21 protein-coding genes are annotated in these 23,179 nt (G+C 59.2%); 18 read left to right on the forward strand and 3 right to left on the reverse strand.

Going from position 1 to position 23,179, the window contains the following annotated elements:
• The first annotated feature begins 46 nt into the window (after positions 1–46).
• Together argE and argA are read left to right on the forward strand one after the other, a co-directional pair.
• On the forward strand, positions 47–1,192 hold the full coding sequence (argE, locus tag ACP3TY_RS27085; protein ID WP_426618883.1) for an acetylornithine deacetylase: 1,146 nt from the start codon (positions 47–49) through the stop codon (positions 1,190–1,192).
• A gap of 237 nt (positions 1,193–1,429) precedes the next feature.
• The gene (gene argA, locus ACP3TY_RS27090) at positions 1,430–2,728 is read left to right on the forward strand and encodes an amino-acid N-acetyltransferase (RefSeq protein ID WP_053124855.1); all 1,299 of its coding nucleotides are present in this window, start codon (positions 1,430–1,432) and stop codon (positions 2,726–2,728) included.
• A gap of 146 nt (positions 2,729–2,874) precedes the next feature.
• Here argA and tauA read toward each other — a convergent pair whose 3' ends face one another.
• Entirely contained in the window at positions 2,875–3,861 is a 987-nt protein-coding gene (gene tauA, locus ACP3TY_RS27095; protein WP_426618884.1) for a taurine ABC transporter substrate-binding protein, read from the reverse strand.
• Positions 3,862–4,228: 367 nt separating this feature from the next.
• On the opposite strand from tauA, the gene ACP3TY_RS27100 reads away from it, so the two are divergent.
• The 8 genes from ACP3TY_RS27100 (at position 4,229) to ACP3TY_RS27135 (ending at position 11,542) form a co-directional block, all read left to right on the forward strand.
• A complete protein-coding gene (locus tag ACP3TY_RS27100; protein WP_426618885.1) occupies positions 4,229–5,572 on the forward strand; it encodes an OprD family porin in 1,344 nt (447 codons plus the stop codon).
• Positions 5,573–5,880: 308 nt separating this feature from the next.
• A complete protein-coding gene (locus ACP3TY_RS27105) occupies positions 5,881–6,519 on the forward strand; it encodes a peroxiredoxin (protein ID WP_212550178.1) in 639 nt (212 codons plus the stop codon).
• A gap of 283 nt (positions 6,520–6,802) precedes the next feature.
• Complete coding sequence (ssuE, locus tag ACP3TY_RS27110; RefSeq protein WP_008085340.1) at positions 6,803–7,396, forward strand: NADPH-dependent FMN reductase; 594 nt, start codon at positions 6,803–6,805, stop codon at positions 7,394–7,396.
• A 90-nt stretch (positions 7,397–7,486) separates the two neighbouring features.
• The gene (locus ACP3TY_RS27115) at positions 7,487–8,452 is read left to right on the forward strand and encodes a sulfonate ABC transporter substrate-binding protein (RefSeq protein ID WP_426618886.1); all 966 of its coding nucleotides are present in this window, start codon (positions 7,487–7,489) and stop codon (positions 8,450–8,452) included.
• Between the two features lie 25 nt (positions 8,453–8,477).
• Positions 8,478–9,626, forward strand: a complete 1,149-nt coding sequence (gene ssuD / locus ACP3TY_RS27120; protein ID WP_008085337.1) for an FMNH2-dependent alkanesulfonate monooxygenase — start codon at positions 8,478–8,480, stop codon at positions 9,624–9,626.
• 8 nt (positions 9,627–9,634) lie between these two features.
• Positions 9,635–10,417 (forward strand): aliphatic sulfonate ABC transporter permease SsuC, encoded by a 783-nt coding sequence (gene ssuC / locus ACP3TY_RS27125; protein WP_426618887.1) that lies wholly within the window; start codon positions 9,635–9,637, stop codon positions 10,415–10,417.
• Positions 10,414–11,220 carry an aliphatic sulfonates ABC transporter ATP-binding protein gene (ssuB, locus tag ACP3TY_RS27130; RefSeq protein ID WP_053124840.1) on the forward strand — a complete coding sequence of 269 codons (807 nt, stop codon included), beginning with the start codon at positions 10,414–10,416 and terminating at the stop codon, positions 11,218–11,220. The genes ssuC and ssuB overlap by 4 nt, the downstream gene beginning before the upstream one ends.
• Before the next feature lie 106 nt (positions 11,221–11,326).
• Positions 11,327–11,542: a TOBE domain-containing protein gene (locus ACP3TY_RS27135; RefSeq protein ID WP_003229256.1), complete on the forward strand. Its 216-nt coding sequence runs from the start codon at positions 11,327–11,329 to the stop codon at positions 11,540–11,542.
• A gap of 251 nt (positions 11,543–11,793) precedes the next feature.
• On the opposite strand, the gene ACP3TY_RS27140 is transcribed toward ACP3TY_RS27135, so the two are convergent.
• Together ACP3TY_RS27140 and ACP3TY_RS27145 are read right to left on the reverse strand one after the other, a co-directional pair.
• Positions 11,794–12,420: a TetR/AcrR family transcriptional regulator gene (locus ACP3TY_RS27140; protein ID WP_159811925.1), complete on the reverse strand. Its 627-nt coding sequence runs from the start codon at positions 12,418–12,420 to the stop codon at positions 11,794–11,796.
• A 262-nt stretch (positions 12,421–12,682) separates the two neighbouring features.
• Entirely contained in the window at positions 12,683–14,059 is a 1,377-nt protein-coding gene (locus ACP3TY_RS27145; RefSeq protein ID WP_007913842.1) for a glutamine synthetase family protein, read from the reverse strand.
• A gap of 278 nt (positions 14,060–14,337) precedes the next feature.
• Here ACP3TY_RS27145 and ACP3TY_RS27150 point away from each other — a divergent pair, with 278 nt between their 5' ends.
• The 8 genes from ACP3TY_RS27150 to ACP3TY_RS27185 all read left to right on the forward strand — a co-directional run bounded on the left by ACP3TY_RS27150 (position 14,338) and on the right by ACP3TY_RS27185 (position 23,148).
• Positions 14,338–14,694, forward strand: a complete 357-nt coding sequence (locus ACP3TY_RS27150; protein ID WP_156316191.1) for a glutamine amidotransferase — start codon at positions 14,338–14,340, stop codon at positions 14,692–14,694.
• 93 nt (positions 14,695–14,787) lie between these two features.
• Entirely contained in the window at positions 14,788–16,146 is a 1,359-nt protein-coding gene (locus ACP3TY_RS27155; RefSeq protein ID WP_007913846.1) for a glutamine synthetase family protein, read from the forward strand.
• Between the two features lie 56 nt (positions 16,147–16,202).
• Complete coding sequence (locus tag ACP3TY_RS27160) at positions 16,203–17,567, forward strand: aspartate aminotransferase family protein (protein WP_159811924.1); 1,365 nt, start codon at positions 16,203–16,205, stop codon at positions 17,565–17,567.
• A 171-nt stretch (positions 17,568–17,738) separates the two neighbouring features.
• The gene (locus ACP3TY_RS27165; protein WP_053124834.1) at positions 17,739–18,851 is read left to right on the forward strand and encodes a polyamine ABC transporter substrate-binding protein; all 1,113 of its coding nucleotides are present in this window, start codon (positions 17,739–17,741) and stop codon (positions 18,849–18,851) included.
• A 186-nt stretch (positions 18,852–19,037) separates the two neighbouring features.
• Complete coding sequence (locus ACP3TY_RS27170) at positions 19,038–20,135, forward strand: polyamine ABC transporter substrate-binding protein (protein ID WP_053124832.1); 1,098 nt, start codon at positions 19,038–19,040, stop codon at positions 20,133–20,135.
• Between the two features lie 66 nt (positions 20,136–20,201).
• Positions 20,202–21,344 carry an ABC transporter ATP-binding protein gene (locus ACP3TY_RS27175; RefSeq protein WP_008085321.1) on the forward strand — a complete coding sequence of 381 codons (1,143 nt, stop codon included), beginning with the start codon at positions 20,202–20,204 and terminating at the stop codon, positions 21,342–21,344.
• A gap of 35 nt (positions 21,345–21,379) precedes the next feature.
• On the forward strand, positions 21,380–22,261 hold the full coding sequence (locus ACP3TY_RS27180) for an ABC transporter permease subunit (RefSeq protein WP_172680169.1): 882 nt from the start codon (positions 21,380–21,382) through the stop codon (positions 22,259–22,261).
• Entirely contained in the window at positions 22,258–23,148 is an 891-nt protein-coding gene (locus ACP3TY_RS27185; RefSeq protein WP_400651556.1) for an ABC transporter permease subunit, read from the forward strand. Before ACP3TY_RS27180 ends, ACP3TY_RS27185 begins: the two co-directional genes overlap by 4 nt.
• The last annotated feature ends 31 nt before the right edge of the window (positions 23,149–23,179 follow it).

The raw sequence follows: 23,179 nt of genomic DNA on the forward strand, positions 1-23,179 counted from the left end.
CCGGATGGTTCTATGATGGACTTCAAATCGGGAGTTGGAGTCAGCGATGCCTTTGCCGTCCATGCAAGACCAGTTCGCTGCGCTGATTGCCGCGCCGTCGGTCAGCTGTACCCAACCGAACCTTGATCAGTCCAACCGCGCGGTAATCGATTTGCTCGCCGGCTGGCTGGGTGATCTGGGTTTCAGCTGCGATATCCAGCAAGTCAGCCCCGGCAAATTCAACCTGCTCGCCAGTTTCGGCAGCGGCCCCGGCGGGCTGGTGCTGGCCGGGCACAGCGACACGGTGCCGTACGACGATGCGTTGTGGCAGACCGATCCGCTGAAGCTCACCGAAGTCGATGGCCGCTGGGTCGGCCTCGGCAGTTGCGACATGAAGGGCTTTTTCGCGCTGATCATCGAGGCGGTGTTGCCGCTGCTCGATCAGCCGTTCAAGCAACCGTTGCTGATCCTCGCGACCTGCGATGAAGAAAGCTCGATGTCCGGCGCCCGCGCGCTGGCCGAGGCCGGGCGTCCGCTGGGGCGTGCGGCAGTGATCGGCGAGCCGACCGGGCTCAAGCCGATCCGCATGCACAAAGGCATCATGATGGAGCGCATCGACATTCTCGGGCAGAGCGGCCATTCGTCGGATCCGCGCCTGGGCCACAGCGCTCTTGAGGCGATGCACGATGCGATCGGCGAACTGCGCGGTCTGCGCCTGTTGTGGCAGCGTGAATTCAACAACCCGCAGTTCAGCGTGCCGCAGCCGACGATGAACTTCGGCTGCATCCATGGCGGCGATAATCCCAACCGGATTTGCGGCCAGTGTTCGCTGGAGTTCGATCTGCGACCGCTGCCGGGCATGGATCCGAAGGTGCTGCGCGCGGAGATTCTGCGCAAGCTCAACCCGGTCGCCGAGCGGCATCAGGTGAAGATTGATTACAAACCGTTGTTCCCGGAAGTGCCGCCGTTCGAGCAGGATGCAGACGCCGAACTGGTGCGCATCGCCGAAAAGCTCACCGGTCATAGCGCCGAAGCAGTAGCGTTCGGCACCGAAGCGCCTTATCTTCAGCGCCTCGGCTGCGAAACCATCGTGCTCGGCCCCGGCGACATTGCCTGCGCGCATCAGCCCGGCGAGTACCTTGAAATGTCACGTTTGCGGCCTACCGTGCATCTATTACGGCAACTGATTGAACATTACTGCCTGAAGAATTGACCGCCTGCCTTGTAGGAGCTGCCGAAGGCTGCGATCTTTTGATGTTGGTTTCAAGATCAAAAGATCGCAGCCTGCGGCAGCTCCTACAGGGGAGGTCGTTAAATTTGTGGGAATTGAACCCGTATTCATGAGGAGAGCGCGCGTGTCGCCAAGCCTGTTCCGACGATAACCATCAGCCCGCTGTGCGTTTTCCGTTTCGCCCTTTTTCCGGCTGCTATTTATTACAGGCCCAGGTTCATGCCCGAATACGTTAATTGGCTTCGTCACGCGTCCCCTTACATCAATGCCCACCGCGATTGCACCTTCGTCGTCATGCTGCCCGGCGACGGCGTGGAGCATCCGAATTTCGGCAACATCGTCCATGACCTGGTGTTGCTGCACAGCCTTGGCGTGCGGCTGGTGCTGGTGCACGGTTCGCGCCCGCAGATTGAAACCCGCCTCGCCGCGCGCGGCCTGACCCCGCATTACCATCACGGCATGCGCATCACCGATGCCGCGACGCTGGAATGTGTGATCGATGCAGTGGGCCAGTTGCGCATTGCCATCGAAGCGCGGCTGTCGATGGACATGGCCTCGTCGCCGATGCAGGGCTCGCGTCTGCGCGTGGCCAGCGGCAACCTCGTTACCGCGCGGCCGATCGGCGTGCTGGAAGGCGTCGACTATCACCACACCGGCGAAGTGCGCCGCGTTGACCGCAAGGGCATCAATCGCCTGCTCGATGAGCGTTCGATTGTGCTGCTGTCGCCGCTGGGCTACTCGCCGACCGGTGAAATCTTCAACCTCGCCTGCGAAGACGTCGCTACCCGCGCCGCCATTGATCTGGGTGCAGATAAGCTGCTGCTGTTCGGCGCTGACCTCGGCCTGATCGACGAAAATGGCAAACTGGTGCGCGAACTGCGCCCGCAACAAGTGCCGGCGCATTTGCAGCGTCTGGGCAGCAACTATCAGGCGGAACTGCTGGATGCCGCTGCCGAAGCCTGCCGTGGCGGTGTCGCGCGTAGCCATATCGTCAGTTACGTCGAAGACGGTGCGCTGCTGACCGAGCTGTTTACCCGTGACGGTGGCGGTACGCTGGTCGCGCAAGAGCAATTCGAATTGGTGCGCGAAGCGGCGATTGAAGATGTCGGCGGTTTGCTCGACTTGATCAGTCCGCTGGAAGAGCAGGGGATTCTGGTGCGTCGTTCGCGCGAAGTGCTGGAACGCGAGATCGAGCAGTTCAGCGTGGTCGAACGTGAAGGCATGATCATCGCCTGTGCGGCGCTGTATCAGATTGCCGAATCGGACGCCGGTGAACTGGCGTGCCTGGCAGTGAACCCGGAATATCGCCACGGTCGTCGCGGCGATGAGCTGCTGGAGCGCATCGAGACACGTGCGCGGGCGCAGGGCTTGAAAACGTTGTTCGTACTTACCACGCGCACCGCGCACTGGTTCCGCGAACGCGGCTTCGAACCGAGCAGCGTCGAGCGCCTGCCAGCGGCGCGGGCGTCGCTGTACAACTACCAACGCAACTCGAAGATCTTCGAAAAAACCCTCTGACCCGGTTCATCGATCGTTCCCACGCTCTGCGTGGGAATGCCTCAACGGACGCTCCGCGTTCGGCTTTCGATGGGACGCGGAGCGTCCCGGGCTGAATTCCCACGCGGAGCGTGGGAACGATCAGCGATCGGCGTGGGAACGATCAATTACTCGGTGATGAACTTCGCGCTCACGTACGGCGAATAATCCGGCAGCACCGTCTCAACTTTGCCCTGTTCCTTCAAAAACTTCGCCGTCTCGCCAATCGCCTTCGCCGTGCCGCCGTCCAGCAGCGCCGTGGTTTGTTGTGCCTTGGCATCCGGGAATGCGGAACCGGCGAGCAATTCAGGCACGTCGGCGGCATTGGCACCGGTCAGTTTGGCGATTTTTTGCACAGGCACCGAGTCAGCCGTCCAGCTGTCTTTGTGCGCCGCGTAATCAGCAAACGAGTCCAGCGTGACCTTGGCGAATTTGGCCACGACGTCCGGGTGCTTCTCGGCAAAGTCCTTGCGTGCGACCCACACTTCAAAGGTCGGCGCGCCCCACTGGCCAACTTGCGCAGCATCGGTCAAGGTCTTGCCGGTCTTGCGGATTTCACCCAGCGCCGGCGACCAGACAAACGCGCCATCAATATCGCCACGCTTCCACGCCGCGGCGATTTCTGCCGGTTGCAGGTTCACCACTTTGACTTTCGAAGCGTCGAGGCCCCAGTGCTTCAGCGCACCGAGCAGGCTGTAATGCGAGGTGGAAACGAACGGTGTGGCGATGGTCTTGCCGACCAGATCCTGCGGGGTATTGATGCCGCTGCCATTGCGCACCACCAGTGCTTCGGCGGCGTTGATCTGTGCCGAAACAATGAACGCCACGATCGGCAGATTACGCGAGGCCGCCGCCGCCAACGGGCTGGAACCGAGATTGCCGATCTGCACGTCGCCCGAAGCAATGGCTGTCACAACTTCCGGGCCGCTGTTAAAACGACGCCAGTCGATCTTCTCGCCAATGGTTTTCTCGTAGACGCCGTCAGCCTGCGGGACTTTGCTCGGATCGATACCGGTTTGGTAACCGACGGTGAGGTCGGCCGCCTGTGCGGAAAAAGAAAATATCGCCGATACACAAACTGTAACAAATTGACTCGATAGTGCGCGTTTGGCCATGATGGCGTCGCCTTTTGGATAGGGTTTGACGTGATTTGAATACGCCAAAGCTAATCGATCTAAAAAAAGGCTAACAAATACCATTTAGGAATGAGCTTAGTAGCCGATATCCTGTATCCCGCTGCAGGTGGCCATTAATGGGCCATATACTCGAATGGTATTAAAAAGAATGAAATAATTCTTTTTGGGGTTATCAGGAAATCAGTACTGTGCAGGGACCAAATCACTGCGATTAGACCTTGGTCGTAGACACACGAGGTTACGATTGACTTGTCAGTCACGGTCTGGCGCTAATCGCGCATCTTAGGATCCAGGGCATCAGACCCCGGGCCAGGAACACAAAAATTAGAAACGAGAGGAGCTATACATGAACAAGTCCACCTTGGCCCTGGCTGTGGCCGTAGGGGTTATGGCGCAGCAGGCAGGCGCCGCCGGTTTCATCGAAGACAGCAAGGCCACACTGGGGCTGCGTAACTTCTACATCAACACTGATAACCGTGATGGCACTGGCCCGAACAAGAACGAAGAGTGGGGCCAAGGCTTCGATCTGCGCTTCATCTCCGGCTATACCCAAGGCACTGTTGGTTTCGGTATCGACGCTATCGGCCTGCTGGGCGTGCGTCTGGATTCGGGCGGCGGTACTAACGGCAACAGCGGTACTGCTTACGGCGGCACCGTGTTCCCGAGCGAGTCCAACGGCAAAGCGGTGGACAACTTCTCCAGCCTGGGCCTGACTGCCAAAGCCAAGGTCTCCCAGACCGAACTGAAATTGGGCACCCTGCAGCCAAAATTGCCGGTCATCGTGACCAACGATGGTCGTCTGCTGCCGCAAACCTGGCAGGGTGGCCAGATCACCTCCGGCGAAATCAAGGATCTGACCTTGGTCGGTGGTCAGATCGAAGCCGTGAAAGGTCGTAACTCCAGCAACAACGAAAACCTGTCCATCAGCGGTGCAAACACCCGCGGTACTGGCTTCCGTGACAGCAACAAGTTCATCTACGCCGGTGGTGACTACAAAATCACCAAAGACCTGACCGCCCAGTACTACTACGGCAACCTGGAAGATTTCTACAAGCAACACTTCCTGGGTCTGGTTCACAACTGGGCAATCGGCCCGGGCGTATTGAAGTCTGACTTCCGTTACTTCAATAGCTCCGACGACGGCAAAAACGGTACCGATTCTGCCTACTACAGCACCGGTAACTACACCGGCGTTCGTAACGGTCGCGGTGAAGTCGACAACAATCTGTATAGCGGCTTGTTCCTGTATACGGTTGAAGGCCACACTTTCGGTGGCGGCTACCAGGTTTCCAACGGTAGCAGCGACTTCCCTTGGCTGAACCAAGGCGACGGTTCGTCGAACTACACCATTACCGACATGCAGATCCAGAAGTTCGGTCGTGCCGGCGAGAAAACCTGGCAGGCTCGCTACTCGTATGACTTCGCCAAAGTTGGCGTGCCTGGCCTGACCGCCGGTGTGGTTTACCTCAAAGGCGATTCGATCGACACCGTTGGCACCAACGGCCGCGAAAACGCTTCGGATCGTTCCGAGTGGGAACGCGACTTCACCATCGGTTACGTCGTACCTGAAGGCCCGTTCAAAAACGTCGGCCTGATGTGGAAAAACGCCGTATGGCGCACCGACCTGCCGAACACCCGTTCGCAGGACGAGAACCGCCTGATCGTCAGCTACTCGATCCCGCTGTTGTAATAGCGCGCTCGTGCACCTGATGTAAAAAGCTGACGTAAAAAAAGCCCCGTCCGGCATCGCGCCGGACGGGGCTTTTGCGTTTTCGAGTCAGGCCCACCCCCGTAAGCCCTCCCCGAATTTCCCTCTTTACTGCAACTCAAGGCCTTCTCGAACCTTGCGACCGATGTTCGTCGGGATGCCGTTCAGCGTCCAGTGAACAGATGTTTAATATTCACTTATGATCTAGATATCTGATTATTTATTCTTTTTCATCATGGCAAATCCCGAGCTACAGTTGAGGTCTCCACCACCTCATCAGGAGCAGCACCATGAGCCTCAGACTCGGCGACATCGCCCCCGACTTCGAACAGGATTCCAGCGCCGGCAAGATTCGTTTTCACGAGTGGCTGGGCAATAGCTGGGGCGTGCTGTTCTCCCACCCGGCGGACTTCACCCCGGTGTGCACCACCGAGCTGGGCTTCACCGCCAAACTCAAAGATGAATTCAGCAAGCGCGGCGTCAAAGCCATCGCGCTGTCGGTCGACCCGGTGGACTCGCACCACAAGTGGATCGAAGACATCAACGAAACCCAGAACACCGTCGTCAACTTTCCGATCCTGGCCGATGCCGATCGCAAGGTCTCGGATTTGTATGACCTGATCCACCCGAACGCCAACGACACGCTGACCGTGCGTTCGCTGTTCGTGATCGATCCGAACAAAAAGATTCGCCTGACCATCACCTACCCGGCGAGCACCGGGCGCAACTTCCACGAGATTCTGCGGGTGATCGATTCGCTGCAACTCACCGACAACTACAAAGTGGCCACGCCGGCCAACTGGCAGGACGGTGATGAGGTGGTGATCGTGCCGTCGCTCAAGGATGAGGAAGAGATCAAGCAGCGCTTTCCGAAGGGCTATCGGGCGGTGAAGCCGTATCTACGCCTGACGCCACAGCCGAATCGTTAAGATCAAAAGATCGCAGCCTGCGGCAGCTCCTACAGGAGTACGCCGCTTCCTGTAGGAGCTGCCGAAGGCTGCGATCTTTTCGAGGGAACCACAAAGCAGGGGATTTCAGGCCGTTTCGACGGCCTTTTTTTTCGCCCGAAACAAAGCAATCCGCATATCTCCAAAACGCATAACCAAATGAATAAATATGATTTATGGATATATAAATCAGCTGGTAAGGTCACTCCCATCGAAGCGAGATCGCAACCCGCGAATCGCCTGTAACGCTTAAGGAATCGTCTCAATGCTGGTTGTCTCACTCGGTGGCAGTCCCAGCCTGCGCTCCCGTTCCGGGGTGCTGCTGGAGCGCTCGCAACGTTGGTTGCAGCAGCAAGGCGTGGAAGTGGTGAGTTATCAGATTCGGGATTTCCCGGCCGAAGATCTGCTCCACGCCCGCTTCGACAGCCCGAAGGTGCTCGACCTGCTGCAACAGATTGAAAACGCCGACGGCCTGTTGATCGCCACGCCGGTTTACAAAGCGTCTTTCTCTGGCGCGTTGAAGACGCTGCTGGATCTGCTCCCAGAGCGTGCCCTGAATCACAAGATTGTTTTGCCGATGGCCACCGGCGGCAGCATCGCCCACATGTTGGTGGTCGATTACGCGCTCAAGCCTGTGCTGTCGGCATTGAAAGCCCAGGAAATGCTCCAGGGGATTTTCGCCGAGGACAGCCAGATTGCTTACGGCGAAGGCAGTGCCGCCGCGCAACTGGCACCGGCGCTGGAGCAGCGTCTGCATGAAGCGCTGGATCAGTTTGTCGGCGCCATGGCCCGCCGCCCGAAACCGCTGGAACCGGGCCTGTTGAACGAACGTTTGTTGAGTGCTCGCTGGAGCATTTAAGCCTCACCCGCATTTGATGTACTTCACCTTACTCAGCCGCTAACGGCCAAGCAGGTGCAGCCAAAACCCAACAGCAAAAAGGAGAGCGCTATGCGCACTGTATTTTTGCGTCGTGGTCTGGTCGCTCTGTTTGCTGCGGCTGTCACCTTCGGCGCCATCACTCAAGCTCAAGCCGAGACTCTTCGGATCGGTTATCAGAAGTACGGCACGCTGGTGCTGCTCAAAGCCAAGGGCACGCTGGAAAAACGTCTGGCCGCCCAAGGCGTCGACGTGCAATGGACTGAATTCCCCGGCGGCCCGCAGCTGCTGGAGGGCCTGAACGTCGGCTCGATCGACTTCGGTGTTACTGGCGAAACTCCACCGGTGTTCGCTCAGGCTGCTGGCGCTGATCTGCTCTACGTTGCCTACGAACCGCCAGCGCCCAACAGCGAAGCGATCCTTGTGCCGAAAGACTCGCCGATCAAATCGGTGGTCGATCTCAAGGGCAAGAAAGTCGTGCTGAACAAAGGCTCCAACGTCCACTACCTGCTGGTGCGTGCGCTGGAAGATGCCGGTCTCAAGTACTCCGACATTCAAACCGTATTCCTGCCGCCGGCCGATGCCCGCGCCGCGTTCGAACGTGGCAGCGTCGATGCTTGGGTCATCTGGGATCCGTACCAGGCTGCCGCCGAGAAACAACTGCAAGCGCACACCCTGCGCGATGGCAAGGGCATCGTCGACAACCACCAGTTCTATCTCGCCACCAAGCCTTACGCACAGAAAAATCCTGAGGTGATCAAAGCCCTCGTTGAGGAAGTGCGCGCCGTCGGCGAGTGGTCGAAAGCCAACCCTGAAGACGTGACCCAGCAAGTCGCGCCACTGCTCGGCCTGCCGGCGGACATCACCCTGACCTCGGTGAAACGCCAGGGCTACGGCGCGCTGTTCCTGACCCCGGAAGTGGTCGCTGCGCAGCAAAAGATCGCTGACACGTTCTACCAGCTCAAGCTGATTCCGAAGCCGCTGAGCATCAAGGATGTGATCTGGACACCACCGGCCGCTGTGGCCAAAGCGCTGTAATTCGAATCCCCAAGGAGACCACTCCATGAGCCTCAATATCTTCTGGTTCCTGCCTACCCACGGTGACGGCCATTACCTTGGCACCGCCGAAGGCGCTCGCGCCGTCGACCACGGTTATCTGCAACAGGTCGCGCAAGCCGCGGATCGTCTGGGTTTCGGCGGCGTGCTGATTCCGACCGGCCGCTCCTGCGAAGACTCGTGGCTGGTGGCGGCGTCGCTGATCCCGGTGACCCAGCGCCTGAAATTCCTCGTTGCTCTGCGCCCCGGGATCATTTCCCCGACGGTCGCGGCGCGGCAGGCAGCCACGCTGGATCGTCTGTCCGGCGGCCGTGCGCTGTTCAACCTGGTAACCGGCGGTGACCCAGAAGAATTGGCTGGCGACGGTCTGTTCCTCAGCCACGAAGAACGCTATCAAGCCTCGGTGGAATTCACCCGCATCTGGCGCCGTGTGCTGGAAGGCGAAACCGTTGATTACGACGGCGAGCACATCAGCGTGAAAGGCGCGAAGCTGCTCTATCCGCCGATCCAGCAACCGCGTCCGCCGCTGTACTTCGGTGGCTCGTCGGAAGCGGCGCAGGACTTGGCCGCCGAACAAGTGGAAATGGTGCTGACCTGGGGCGAGCCGCCAGCAGCCGTCGCCGAGAAGATTGCCCAAGTCCGCGCCAAAGCCGCCAAACTTGGCCGCACCGTACGCTTCGGCATTCGCCTGCACGTGATCGTCCGTGAAACCAACGCAGAAGCGTGGCAAGCGGCGGATCGGCTGATCTCGCATCTGGACGACGACACCATCGCTCGCGCTCAAGCGTCACTGGCGCGTTTCGATTCGGTTGGCCAGCAACGCATGGCCGCACTGCACGGTGGCAGCCGCGACAACCTCGAAGTCAGCCCGAATCTGTGGGCCGGTGTTGGTCTGGTGCGCGGCGGTGCCGGTACGGCGCTGGTCGGCGATGGCCCGACCGTGGCCGCGCGCGTGAAGGAATACGCCGATCTCGGCATCGACACCTTTATCTTCTCCGGTTATCCACACCTCGAAGAGTCGTATCGCGTCGCTGAACTGCTGTTCCCGCACCTCGACATCGAGCGTCCGGAACTGCCGAAAAGTGCCGGTTACGTCAGCCCGTTCGGCGAGATGGTCGCCAACGACATTCTTCCCAAAGCCGCGTCGCAGAGCTGAGGCGCGCCATGAAGAAAATCATCCACAGCCTCGCGCCCTGGGCGTTGCCGGTGTTGTTGCTGGCGGTGTGGCAGTTGTCGGTGTCGGCCGGTTGGTTGTCGACACGGATTCTGCCGGCACCGGTGGCGGTGATCGAAGCCGGCGTGAACCTGGTGCGCAGCGGCGAAATCTGGACGCACCTGGCGATCAGCGGCTGGCGCGCGGCGCTCGGTTTCACCATCGGCGGCAGCATCGGTCTGGTCTTGGGTTTCATTACCGGCCTGTCGAAATGGGGCGAACGCTTGTTCGACAGCTCGGTGCAGATGATCCGCAACGTGCCGCACCTGGCGCTGATTCCGCTGGTGATCCTGTGGTTCGGCATCGACGAGTCGGCGAAGATTTTTCTGGTGGCGTTGGGCACGTTGTTCCCGATCTACCTCAACACTTATCACGGCATCCGCAATGTTGATCCGGCGCTGGTGGAGATGGCGCGCAGTTATGGCCTGTCCGGTTTCAGCCTGTTCTGGCAGGTGATTCTGCCGGGCGCGCTGCCTTCGATTCTGGTCGGTGTGCGCTTCGCACTGGGCTTTATGTGGCTGACGCTGATCGTCGCCGAAACCATTTCCGCCAGCTCCGGCATCGGCTACCTGGCGATGAACGCCCGGGAGTTTTTGCAGACCGACGTAGTGGTGCTGGCGATTCTGCTTTACGCGGTGCTCGGCAAACTCGCCGACCTCGCCGCCCGTGGACTTGAGCGTGTGTGGTTGCGCTGGCATCCGGCCTATCAGGTTGCCAAAGGAGGTGCAGCATGACCGCTCAACAACCTCCACGCCTGCTGCGCGGGATTCCGCTGGCGGTGCGCAACCTGCAGAAAACCTTCGGCGCGCGGCAGGTGCTGCGTGACATCGATCTGCACATTCCGGCGGGGCAATTCGTCGCGGTGGTCGGACGCAGTGGCTGCGGCAAAAGCACCTTGCTGCGCTTGCTCGCCGGCCTCGATCAACCGACTGGCGGCGACTTGCTCGCCGGTTCTGCGCCGCTCAGCGATGCGCGGGAAGACACCCGATTGATGTTCCAGGAAGCGCGTCTGCTGCCATGGAAAAAGATCATCGACAACGTTGGGCTCGGCCTTAAAGGCAACTGGCGTCCGCAGGCATTGGATGCGCTGGAAGCAGTCGGTCTGGCGGATCGTGCCAATGAGTGGCCGGCGGCTTTGTCCGGTGGGCAGAAGCAGCGCGTCGCACTGGCCCGGGCGCTGATCCATCAGCCGCGCCTGCTGTTGCTCGACGAACCGCTCGGCGCACTGGACGCGCTGACCCGCATTGAAATGCAGCAACTGATCGAACGTCTCTGGCAGCAACACGGCTTCACGGTGTTGCTGGTGACCCACGACGTCAGCGAAGCGGTGGCGATTGCCGACCGGGTGATTCTGATCGAGGACGGCGAAGTCGGCCTTGATCTGCATGTGGAACTGCCGCGCCCACGGGTACGCGGTTCGCACCGACTGGCCGCGCTGGAAACCGAAGTGCTCAACCGAGTTTTGTCCCTGCCCGGCGAACCGCCGGCGCCGGAACCTGTTTCACCACTGCCTACGCAATTGCGTTGGGCGCAATGAAGCAGCTGCGAGCTTCAAGCTACGAGCTACAAGTAGACGCGCTGTGCTTTTGCTTGCCGCTTGAAGCTTGCCACTTGCCGCTTATTTCGACCTCAGGAGAAATATCATGACTATTAAAGCCATCAACGTGCGCAACCAGTTCAAAGGCTCGATCAAGGAAATCGTCCTCGGCGACGTGCTGTCGGAAATCGACGTGCAAACCGCTTCGGGCATCGTCACTTCGGTGATCACCACCCGCTCGGTCAAGGAGCTGGAACTGGTGGTGGGCAGCGAAGTGATCGCCTTTGTGAAATCCACCGAGGTGTCGATCGCCAAGTTGTAAGCCAGTGAGTAAAAAACAACCCCGGAGGGCGTGAGCCCTTCGGGGTTTTTTGTGTTTTGAAGAGCAAAAGATCGCAGCCTTCGGCAGCTCCTACAGGGGATTGCGTTCCAATGTAGGAGCTGCCGAAGGCTGCGATCTTTTTGTGATCGTTCCCACGCTCCGCGTGGGAATGCCTCTAGGGACGCTCCGCGTCCAGTGACGCGGAGCGTCACGGGCTGCATTCCCACGCAGAGCGTGGGAACGATCATGGCTCAGCGTTTAGGCAGATAAGGTGGCAAATACAGGCCGATATAGGCATCAAACACGCGCATCCCTTCCTCGGCCATGCGCGGGGTGATCTGCCCATGCTGCTGCACCGAGCGCGCATACACCCGGTCGCCCAACTCCATCGCCAAGGCAAACACATCAACATCCTCCGGCAGCCTCGGCAACTCGAAGTGATGATTGAACAGCTTGTGCATCAGGTCGCCGAGTTCGATGTCGTGCTGCCGGTCAGCCTGGGTCACTTCGGTCAAACCATGCTGAGCGAGAATCAACTGGCGTGCGGCGGCGTCTTCGTCGTAGATCTCCAGCATCCGTTGCTCGACCAACCGCGACAGATCGCGCCAGTCGCGCAGCGCTTCGTGATCGATCGGCGCTTGCAGGCAGGCGCGAAATGCCGCATGAACATCCGCCGTCAGCGCTTCGAGCAAGGCCGGTACGCTGGCGAAAAAGTGGTACACGGAGGAGGGCGGAATCTGCGCGCGTTCGGCGACGCTGTAGATCGAAAGACTCGCCACACCCTCGGCGGCCAGCAGCGTGCGCGCGGCGTCGAGTATCGAATCGATGCGCGCCTGACTGCGGGCACGGGGTTTGCGAACGGGGGCGGGACGCGTCATGAAAGTCTCCTGCGGGGCAGCGGGCATTGTACGAGCCGGCTCTTGTGTTGTCTCGTCGGCCGCTTTCGCGAGCAGGCTCGCTCCCACAGGGGATCTCCTGTGTACGCACAACTCATGTTGAATGGAGATCCCTGTGGGAGCGAGCTTGCTCGCGAACCGCCGCAGGCGGCCATTTACCCCAACCCCAGGAATTTGTGTTCGGCCATAAAAAACGCCGTGGGCTATGACAGCCGACGGCGTTTTTATCTGGTTCGCAATCCGCTTAAACGGTATGCAGATACCAGTTGTACTCAAGGTCGGAGATGGAGTGTTCGAACTCCTCCAGCTCGCTTTCCTTGCAGGCGACGAAGATATCGATGTACTTCGGATCGATGTACTTGGCCATCACCTCGCTGTCGTCCAGCTCACGCAAGGCATCGCGCAAGTTGTTCGGCAGGCTTTGCTCGTTCTGCTCGTAGCTGTTGCCTTCGACAGGCGCGCCCGGCTCGATCTTGTTGGTCAGACCGTGGTGCACGCCGGCCAGTACCGAAGCCATCAGCAGGTACGGGTTGGCGTCGGCGCCGGCAACGCGGTGTTCGATACGTACGGCATCGGACGAGCCGGTCGGTACGCGAATCGCCACGGTGCGGTTGTCCAGGCCCCAGCACGGCGAGTTCGGCACGTAGAACTGTGCGCCGAAACGACGGTAGGAGTTGACGTTCGGGCAGAGGAAAGCCATCTGCGCGGGCAGGGTCTCGAGCACACCGCCGATCGCGTGACGCAGCGCGGCGTTCTGCTCGGGATCCTCGCTGGCAAAAATGTTTTTGCCTTCTTTATCCAGAATCGAAATGTGGACGTGCAGACCATTACCCGCCTGGCCTGGGTACGGCTTGGCCATGAAGGTGGTGTCCATTTCATGGTCGTAGGCGATGTTCTTGATCAGACGCTTGAGCAGTACCGCGTAGTCGCAGGCCTTGATCGGATCGGCGACGTGGTGCAGGTTCACTTCGAACTGCGCCGGGGCACTTTCCTTGACGATGGCGTCGGCCGGGATGCCTTGCTCTTTCGCGCCTTCCAGAATGTCCTGGAGGCAGTCGACGTATTCGTCGAGGTCGTCGATCAGGTAGACCTGAGTCGAGTGCGGACGTTTACCGGAGATCGGCGAGCGTGGCGGCTGTGGACGGCCGTTCACGTTTTCCTGGTCGATCAGGTAGAACTCGAGTTCGAATGCGGCGCAGATGGTCAGACCCAGCTCGTCAAACTTTGCAACAACTTGACGGAGCACTTCGCGCGGATCGGCGAAGAAAGGGTCGCCTTCGAGTTCGTGCATGGTCATCAACAGTTGCGCGGTAGGGCGCTTCTGCCATGGCTCGTTGCACAGAGTATCGGGGATTGGATAGCAGATTCGATCGGCGTCGCCGATGTCCAGACCCAGGCCGGTGCTTTCCACCGTGGAGCCGTTGATGTCCAGAGCAAATAGAGAGGCCGGCAGGTTGATGCCTTTCTCGTAAACCTTGTGGAGACTGGTGCGTTCAATGCGCTTGCCGCGCACCACACCATTCATATCCGCAATCAGAAGGTCAACGTACAGAACCTCAGGATGTTCCTTAAGGAACGCGTTCGCTTCGTTAAGCTGAACGGCACGCGGGGGTACCGACATGATGCAACACCTTTGTTGTTAAAAATATCAATCATTGATCTTTTCTGGTTTCAGTCAACCCGAACGGCCTGCCGAAGTCAAGCGAGGCCTTTTTTGCCCTAAAAAAGCGCTGCAAGGGCATTTATGGGGCACTTTGGGGCGCTTTTGAGACGCCGGGACGCTTGCCACCCGCGGGCTTGAGCAGGCCGTGTTGTATTTTTTACGGGGGTGTTGTGTAAAAAAATGAACAAGGCTAAGCTCGGATCAAACCCATAACAGCAATAATACCGGGGTGCTTCATGTCTCGCCTGCCGTTAATCGGCATCACCGACTGCTCGCAACAGTCCGGTCTGCATGCTTATCACATCAGTGGCGACAAATCCGTCCAACGCTCCGCCAATAAGGCGCGCAGCCTGTCGACGAGGTTCTCGTCAGCAGCAGGCAAAACGGCAGCGTCCGATATTCTGGACGTACGACAAGGCACTCTGTTTATGGCGTCCCCTTCCAATATAGATCTCTTTTACTCCCAAAGCCTGTGCCGGCTGCCAAGCCGTGCTCACGATTCTGCACGCCTGAACTGTGCACAGGAAATGCAACGCCAGCGTAAAGGGCAGGTAAGCTCCTCTTTCATTGTCTATGCGCGGTGCCTGGCGTAAGCCCGCACTGCGCACAAGCAAGCCCTTTATCGCGACGCCCCGGCGTCAAACTTTGCCTGACATAGCGTCAGGAGACTCAGCCCAGAGGCATCTATGAGTAACAACCTCGACCAGCTCACCGATTGGTTGAAAGACCACAAGATCACAGAAGTCGAATGCATGATCGCCGACTTGACCGGGATCACCCGTGGCAAGATTTCGCCGACCAACAAGTTCATCGCCGAAAAAGGCATGCGCCTGCCAGAGAGCGTTCTGTTGCAGACGGTGACCGGCGATTACGTCGAAGATGACATCTATTACGAACTGCTCGACCCGGCCGACATCGACATGATCTGCCGTCCCGACCAGAACGCCGTGTACATGGTGCCGTGGGCCATCGAGCCGACCGCACAGGTGATCCACGACACCTACGACAAGCAAGGCAACCCGATCGAGCTGTCGCCGCGCAACGTCCTCAAGAAAGTTCTCAAACTCTATGCCGACAAGGGCTGGCAGCCAATCGTCGCGCCGGAGATGGAGTTCTACCTGACCAAGCGCAGCGACGACCCTGACTATCCATTGCAGCCGCCAATCGGTCGCTCGGGCCGTCCGGAAATCGGTCGTCAGTCGTTCTCGATTGAAGCGGCGAACGAATTCGACCCGCTGTTCGAAGACGTCTACGACTGGTGCGAACTGCAAGAGCTGGATCTCGACACGCTGATCCACGAAGACGGCACGGCGCAGATGGAAATCAACTTCCGTCACGGCGACGCACTGTCGCTGGCCGACCAGATTCTGGTGTTCAAACGCACCATGCGCGAAGCCGCGCTCAAGCACGATGTGGCTGCGACCTTTATGGCCAAACCGATGACGGGCGAGCCGGGCAGTGCGATGCATTTGCACCAGAGCATCATCGACATCGAGACCGGCAAAAACGTCTTCTCTAATGAAGACGGCACCATGAGCCAGCTGTTCCTGCACCACATCGGTGGTCTGCAGAAACTGATCCCTGAGCTGCTGCCGTTGTTCGCGCCGAACGTCAATTCGTTCCGCCGCTTCCTGCCGGACACCTCGGCACCGGTGAACGTGGAATGGGGCGAAGAAAACCGCACCGTGGGTCTGCGCGTACCGGACGCCGGCCCGCAGAACCGTCGCGTCGAAAACCGTCTGCCGGGCGCCGACGCCAACCCGTACCTGGCGATTGCCGCGAGCCTGCTCTGCGGTTACATCGGCATGGTCGAAGGCCTCAACCCGAGTGCGCCAGTGGTCGGACGCGGTTATGAACGCCGTAACTTACGCCTGCCGCTGACCATCGAGGATGCACTGGAGCGTATGGAAAACAGTGCAACCATCGAGAAGTACCTGGGCAAAACTTTCATCACTGGCTACGTCGCGGTCAAGCGGGCCGAGCATGAAAACTTCAAGCGCGTGATCAGTTCGTGGGAGCGCGAGTACCTGCTCTTCGCCGTCTGATACGCCGGGCGCGGCGTGCAGACGCCGCGCCTTCACCGATAACAAGGAGAATTGGCATGACCAGCAACAACCCGCAAACCCGCGAGTGGCAAGCACTCAGCAATGATCACCACCTGGCGCCGTTCAGCGACTTCAAGCAGCTGAAAGAGAAAGGTCCGCGGATCATTACCAGCGCCAAGGGCGTGTACCTGTGGGACAGCGAGGGCAACAAGATCCTCGACGGCATGGCCGGTCTGTGGTGCGTGGCCATCGGTTACGGTCGTGATGAACTGGCCGACGCCGCTGCCAAACAGATGCGTGAACTGCCGTACTACAACCTGTTCTTCCAGACCGCGCACCCGCCGGCACTGGAACTGGCCAAGTCGATCGCCGACGTGGCGCCAGAAGGCATGAACCATGTGTTCTTCACCGGTTCCGGCTCCGAAGGCAACGACACCATGCTGCGTATGGTTCGTCACTACTGGGCAATCAAAGGCCAGCCAAACAAGAAAGTCATCATCAGCCGCAAGAACGGTTATCACGGTTCGACCGTGGCCGGCGCGAGCCTCGGTGGCATGACCTATATGCACGAACAGGGCGACTTGCCGATCCCGGGCATCGTCCACATCGCGCAGCCGTACTGGTTCGCTGAAGGCGGCGACATGTCCCCGGAAGAGTTCGGCATCTGGGCGGCCAATCAGCTGGAAGAAAAGATTCTCGAAGTCGGCGTCGACAACGTCGGTGCCTTTATTGCCGAGCCTATTCAGGGCGCCGGCGGCGTGATCATTCCGCCAGACACCTACTGGCCGCGCATCAAGGAAATTCTCGCCAAGTACGACATCCTGTTCGTGGCGGACGAAGTGATCTGCGGGTTCGGCCGTACCGGTGAGTGGTTCGGTAGCGATTTCTACGACCTCAAGCCTGACATGATGACCATCGCCAAAGGCCTGACCTCCGGTTACATCCCGATGGGTGGCCTGATCGTGCGCGACACCGTGGTGGCAGTGCTCAACGAAGGCGGCGATTTCAACCACGGCTTCACCTACTCCGGGCACCCGGTGGCAGCAGCGGTGGGTCTGGAAAACATCCGCATTCTGCGCGACGAAAAAATTATCGAGAACGCGCACAACGAAACGGCACCGTATTTGCAGAAACGTCTGCGGGAACTGAACGATCACCCGTTGGTGGGTGAAGTTCGCGGCGTCGGTCTGTTGGGGGCCATCGAGCTGGTGCAGGACAAGGCCACTCGCAAGCGTTACGAAGGCAAGGGCGTCGGCATGATCTGCCGTCAGTTCTGCTTCGATAACGGCCTGATCATGCGCGCTGTCGGCGACACCATGATCATCGCGCCGCCGCTGGTGATCAGCAAAGCGGAGATCGATGAACTGGTTACAAAGGCACGCAAGTGCCTGGATCTGACCCTCAGTGCGTTGCAGGGCTAAGTGCTAGGCTCTGAGCGGGGGAGCCGCGGCGCTCTCGCTCAAAGCTGTCAGAAAGGCTGGTCTTTTCTTGAAAGACCGCCTCGGATCTTGCCAGACTAGCCGCGGTTCCAGTTGTCCGGGTTCGGCCGCTGAACAAAGTGGTTCAAAAAAAGAAAATTTGGAGCATTACGCATGAAGGCATTAGGCAAAAAGCTCGCTGGCAAGACTCTGCTCGCCATGTCCCTGATGGGAATCATGGCGGCTGCGGCTCAGGCGGACGACAAGGTGTTGCACGTCTACAACTGGTCGGACTACATCGCTCCGGACACCATCAAGAAGTTTGAAGACGAGTCGGGCATCAAAGTTGTTTACGACGTCTTCGACAGCAACGAAACCCTCGAAGCCAAACTGCTCGCAGGCAAGTCCGGCTACGACATCGTCGTACCGTCGAACAACTTCCTCGCCAAGCAGATCAAGGCCGGTGTTTACCAGACGCTGGACAAGTCCAAGCTGCCTAACTGGAAAAACCTCAACACCGATTTGCTCAAAGCCGTGTCGGTCAGCGACCCGGGCAACGAGCACGCTTTCCCGTACATGTGGGGCTCGATCGGCATCGGCTTCAACGCCGAGAAGGTCAAGGCTGCACTGGGTGCCGACGCACCTGTCGATTCGTGGGATCTGATCTTCAAGCCGGAAAACGCGGCCAAGCTGAAATCCTGCGGCATCAGTCTGCTTGACTCGCCAACCGAGATGATTCCGGTGGCGTTGCACTACCTGGGCCTGCCAACCGACAGCCAGAAGAAAGAAGACATCGACAAGGCTGAAGCGCTGATCATGAAGGTGCGTCCTTCGATCGCCTACTTCCATTCGTCCAAGTACATCTCTGACCTGGCCAACGGCAACATCTGCGTAGCCGTCGGTTACTCGGGTGACATCTACCAGGCCAAGTCCCGCGCGGCTGAAGCCGGTGACAAGGTGAAAGTCAGCTACAACATTCCGAAAGAAGGTGCGGGCAGCTTCTACGACATGGTCGCCATCCCTAAAGATGCCGAAAACGTCGAAGGCGCCTACAAGTTCATGACCTTCCTGCAGAAGCCGGAAATCATGGCTGAAATCACCAACGCCGTACGCTTCCCGAACGGTAACGCCGCTGCAACGCCACTGGTTGATAAAGACATCACCAGCGATCCGGGCGTTTACCCACCGGCTGACGTACTGGCCAAGCTGTACGCGATCGCCGACTTGCCGGCCGCAACTCAGCGGATCATGACCCGCAGCTGGACCAAGATCAAATCCGGTAAATAAGCCGATTTGAAGCGATAACCGCTGGCCGTCGCCCTCGCGATGGCGGCCAGCGGATCAATTAAATGACAAAAGTTTTGCTGGAACGGTTTTTCGAGGGTAAGTTGCGCGCCGGTTTTGTTGCCGGGCAGCGATGGCTGTCATGCAGCGCGGGGCAACTTGGGCCCAACTAATTTAGAGGACCTCCACTTGCCTATTTTTTCTTCTTTGCGCAATGCCCTGCTGGCCACTGCCGGCCTGACGATTGCTGTCGGTGCCCAGGCCGCCGGTACGGTGCATATTTATAACTGGTCGGACTACATCGGCGAGACGACCCTGGCTGACTTCCAGAAAGCCACCGGGATCAAACCGGTTTACGACGTGTTCGATTCCAACGAAACCCTGGAAGGCAAACTGCTGGCCGGGCGTACCGGTTACGACGTGGTCGTGCCGTCGAACCACTTCCTCGGCAAGCAGATCAAGGCAGGCGCGTTCCAGAAGCTCGACCGCTCGCAGCTGCCGAATTATTCGAATCTCGACCCGGCGCTGCTCAAGCGTCTGGAGCAGAACGATCCGGGCAACTTGTACGCCGTGCCGTACCTGTGGGGCACCAACGGCATCGGTTACAACGTCGATAAAGTGAAGGCTGTGCTGGGTGTCGACAAGATCGATTCCTGGGGCGTTTTGTTCGAACCAGAGAACATCAAGAAGCTGCAAAGTTGCGGCGTAGCGTTCCTCGATTCGGCGGATGAAATGATGCCGACCGTGCTCAACTACATGGGCCTGAACGCCAACAGCACCAATCCCAAGGACTACGAAAAAGCCACTGCCAAGCTGCTCGCGGTGCGTCCTTACGTGACCTACTTCCACTCCTCGAAATACATCGGTGACCTGGCCAACGGCGACATCTGCGTGGCCATCGGTTTCTCCGGCGATATTTTCCAGGCGAAGAACCGCGCAGCCGAAGCCAAGAAAGGTGTGAACATCGCCTACTCGGTGCCGAAAGAGGGCGGCGCGCTGTGGTTCGACATGCTGGCGATTCCGAAGGATTCGTCGAACGTGAAGGAGGCTCACGCCTTCATCAACTATTTGCTGAAACCTGAGGTGATTGCCCAGGTCAGTGATTACGTCGGTTACGCCAACCCTAATCCGGGTTCGGACAAACTGATGGAGCAGTCCATCCGTACCGATGAGTCGGTGTACCCACCGCAGGCCGTTATCGACAAGGCCTACGTGTCGACCGAGTTGCCACCGAACATTCAGCGCCTGATGACCCGCAGCTGGACCAAGGTCAAGTCGGGGATGTAAGGCACACACTATCCTGGGTTCGCCTTGCGGGGCGGACTGCATTGTTTTTATCTGGGAGTTTCGTAAATGGCAGTTGCCTCCGGCGCCTATAAGAAAGCCCTCGAGGGCGACCAGACACCGAAACAGGTGTTGGTCAAAATCGACCGGGTCACGAAGAAGTTCGACGAGACGATTGCCGTGGACGATGTGTCCCTGGAAATCAAAAAGGGCGAAATCTTCGCTCTGCTCGGCGGATCGGGATCGGGCAAATCCACTCTGCTGCGGATGCTGGCAGGGTTCGAACGGCCCACGGAGGGGCGCATTTTCCTCGACGGCGTCGACATCACCGACATGCCGCCGTACGAACGTCCGATCAACATGATGTTCCAGTCGTACGCCTTGTTCCCGCACATGACCGTAGCGCAGAACATCGCCTTCGGCCTCAAGCAGGACAAGATTCCGGCGGCTGAAGTCGACGCCCGCGTGGCCGAAATGCTCAAGCTCGTGCAGATGAGCCAGTACGCCAAGCGCAAGCCGCATCAACTGTCCGGCGGTCAGCGTCAGCGTGTGGCACTGGCGCGTTCGCTGGCCAAACGGCCGAAGCTGCTGCTGCTCGACGAACCGATGGGCGCACTCGACAAGAAACTGCGTTCGCAAATGCAACTGGAACTGGTCGAGATCATCGAGCGCGTCGGTGTGACGTGCGTGATGGTGACGCACGACCAGGAAGAGGCCATGACCATGGCCGAGCGCATCGCGATCATGCACCTGGGCTGGATCGCTCAGATCGGCAGCCCGATCGACATCTACGAAACCCCGACCAGCCGTCTGGTCTGCGAATTCATCGGTAACGTCAACATCTTCGAAGGCGAAGTGATCGACGACGCCGAAGGCCACGCGACCATCACCTGCAAAGACCTCGATCGGCAGATCTACGTCGGCCACGGCATCAGCACCTCGGTGCAGGACAAATCGGTGACTTACGCGATTCGTCCGGAGAAGCTGCTGGTCACCGCCGATCAACCGACCTGCGAGTACAACTGGTCGAGCGGCAAGGTGCACGACATCGCCTATCTGGGCGGTCACTCGGTGTTTTACGTCGAGTTGCCGAGCGGCAAACTGGTGCAGTCGTTCGTGGCCAACGCCGAACGCCGTGGCGCACGTCCGACCTGGGGTGATCAGGTTTACGTGTACTGGGAAGACGACAGCGGCGTGGTACTTCGCTCATGAACATGCGCAAATTCAAACGCCGCATCAACCGAATAATCCCCAGTGGCCGGCAACTGGTCATCGGGGTTCCGTTCATCTGGCTGTTCCTGTTCTTCATGTTGCCGTTCTTCATCGTTTTGAAGATCAGCTTCGCCGAAGCCGATGTGGCGATTCCGCCGTACACCGAGATCTACACCTTCGTTGAGCAGAAGCTGCAACTGCTGCTGAACCTGGGCAACTACGCGATGCTGGCGGGCGACGAGTTGTACATCGCCGCTTACCTCGGCTCGTTGAAGATGGCGCTGATCAGCACCGTCCTCTGCCTGTTGATCGGCTACCCGATGGCCTACGCCATCGCCACCGCCCGAAAAGAGATGCAAACGGTGCTGGTGCTGCTGATCATGATGCCGACCTGGACGGCGATCCTGATCCGCGTTTACGCGTGGATGGGCATCCTCAGCAACAACGGCCTGCTCAATGGTTTCCTGATGAGCATGGGCTTTATCGACGAGCCGCTGCAGATCCTCAACACCAACCTCGCGGTGTACATCGGTGTTGTCTATTCGTACCTGCCGTTCATGATCCTGCCGCTGTACGCCAACCTGGTGAAGCACGATCACAGCCTGCTGGAAGCCGCTTCCGACCTCGGTTCGAGCACTTTCAACAGCTTCTGGAAAATCACCATTCCGCTGTCCAAGAACGGGATTATTGCCGGCTGCATGCTGGTGTTCATCCCGGTGGTGGGCGAGTTCGTGATCCCGGAACTGCTCGGTGGTCCGGAAACCCTGATGATCGGTAAAGTGCTCTGGCAAGAGTTCTTCAACAACCGTGACTGGCCGGTGGCGTCCGCGCTGGCGGTGGTGATGCTGGCGATCCTGATTGTGCCGATCATTCTGTTCAACCGCAGTCAGGCCAAGGAAATGGAGGGTAAAGAATGAAGCGCATCCGTTTCTCCAGCCTGATGCTGGTCGTGGGTTTGTTGTTCATCTACCTGCCGATGCTGATCCTCGTGATCTACTCGTTCAACGCCTCGAAACTGGTGACGGTGTGGGGCGGCTGGTCGATCAAGTGGTACGTCGGCCTGCTCGACAACACCCAACTGATGGGCTCGGTGGTGCGCTCGCTGGAAATCGCCTGCTACACGGCGGTGGCAGCGGTGGCACTCGGTACGCTGGCGGCATTCGTGCTGACCCGTATCACTCACTTCAAGGGCCGCACGCTGTTCGGCGGCCTGGTGACCGCGCCGTTGGTCATGCCCGAAGTGATCACTGGTCTGTCGCTGTTGCTGCTGTTCGTGGCCATGGCGCAGATGATCGGCTGGCCGCAGGAACGCGGCATTGTCACCATCTGGATCGCGCATACGACGTTCTGTGCGGCGTACGTGGCGGTGGTGGTGTCGGCGCGTCTGCGTGAGCTCGATCTGTCGATCGAAGAAGCGGCGATGGATCTTGGCGCGCGGCCGTGGAAGGTGTTCTTCCTGATCACCATCCCGATGATCGCGCCATCGCTGGCGGCGGGCGGCATGATGTCCTTCGCCCTGTCGCTGGACGACCTGGTACTGGCGAGCTTCGTCTCGGGCCCGGGTTCGACGACGTTGCCGATGGAAGTGTTCTCGGCGGTGCGCCTGGGCGTGAAGCCTGAGATCAACGCCGTGGCGAGTCTGATTCTGCTGGCGGTGTCGATCGTTACGTTCCTTGTCTGGTTCTTCAGCCGCCGTGCCGAAGAAGCGCGCAAGAAAGCCATCCAGCAAGCCATCGAAGAAAGCGCTGCCGATTCGTGGAAGCAACCGGACGTACGCCGCGCGCCTGCGCCGGAAGCGGCCTAACAGCAAAAGATCGCAGCCTGCGGCAGCTCCT

Origin of the sequence: Pseudomonas rustica (genome assembly GCF_049959085.1) — a bacterium.
Lineage (GTDB): Bacteria > Pseudomonadota > Gammaproteobacteria > Pseudomonadales > Pseudomonadaceae > Aquipseudomonas > Aquipseudomonas rustica.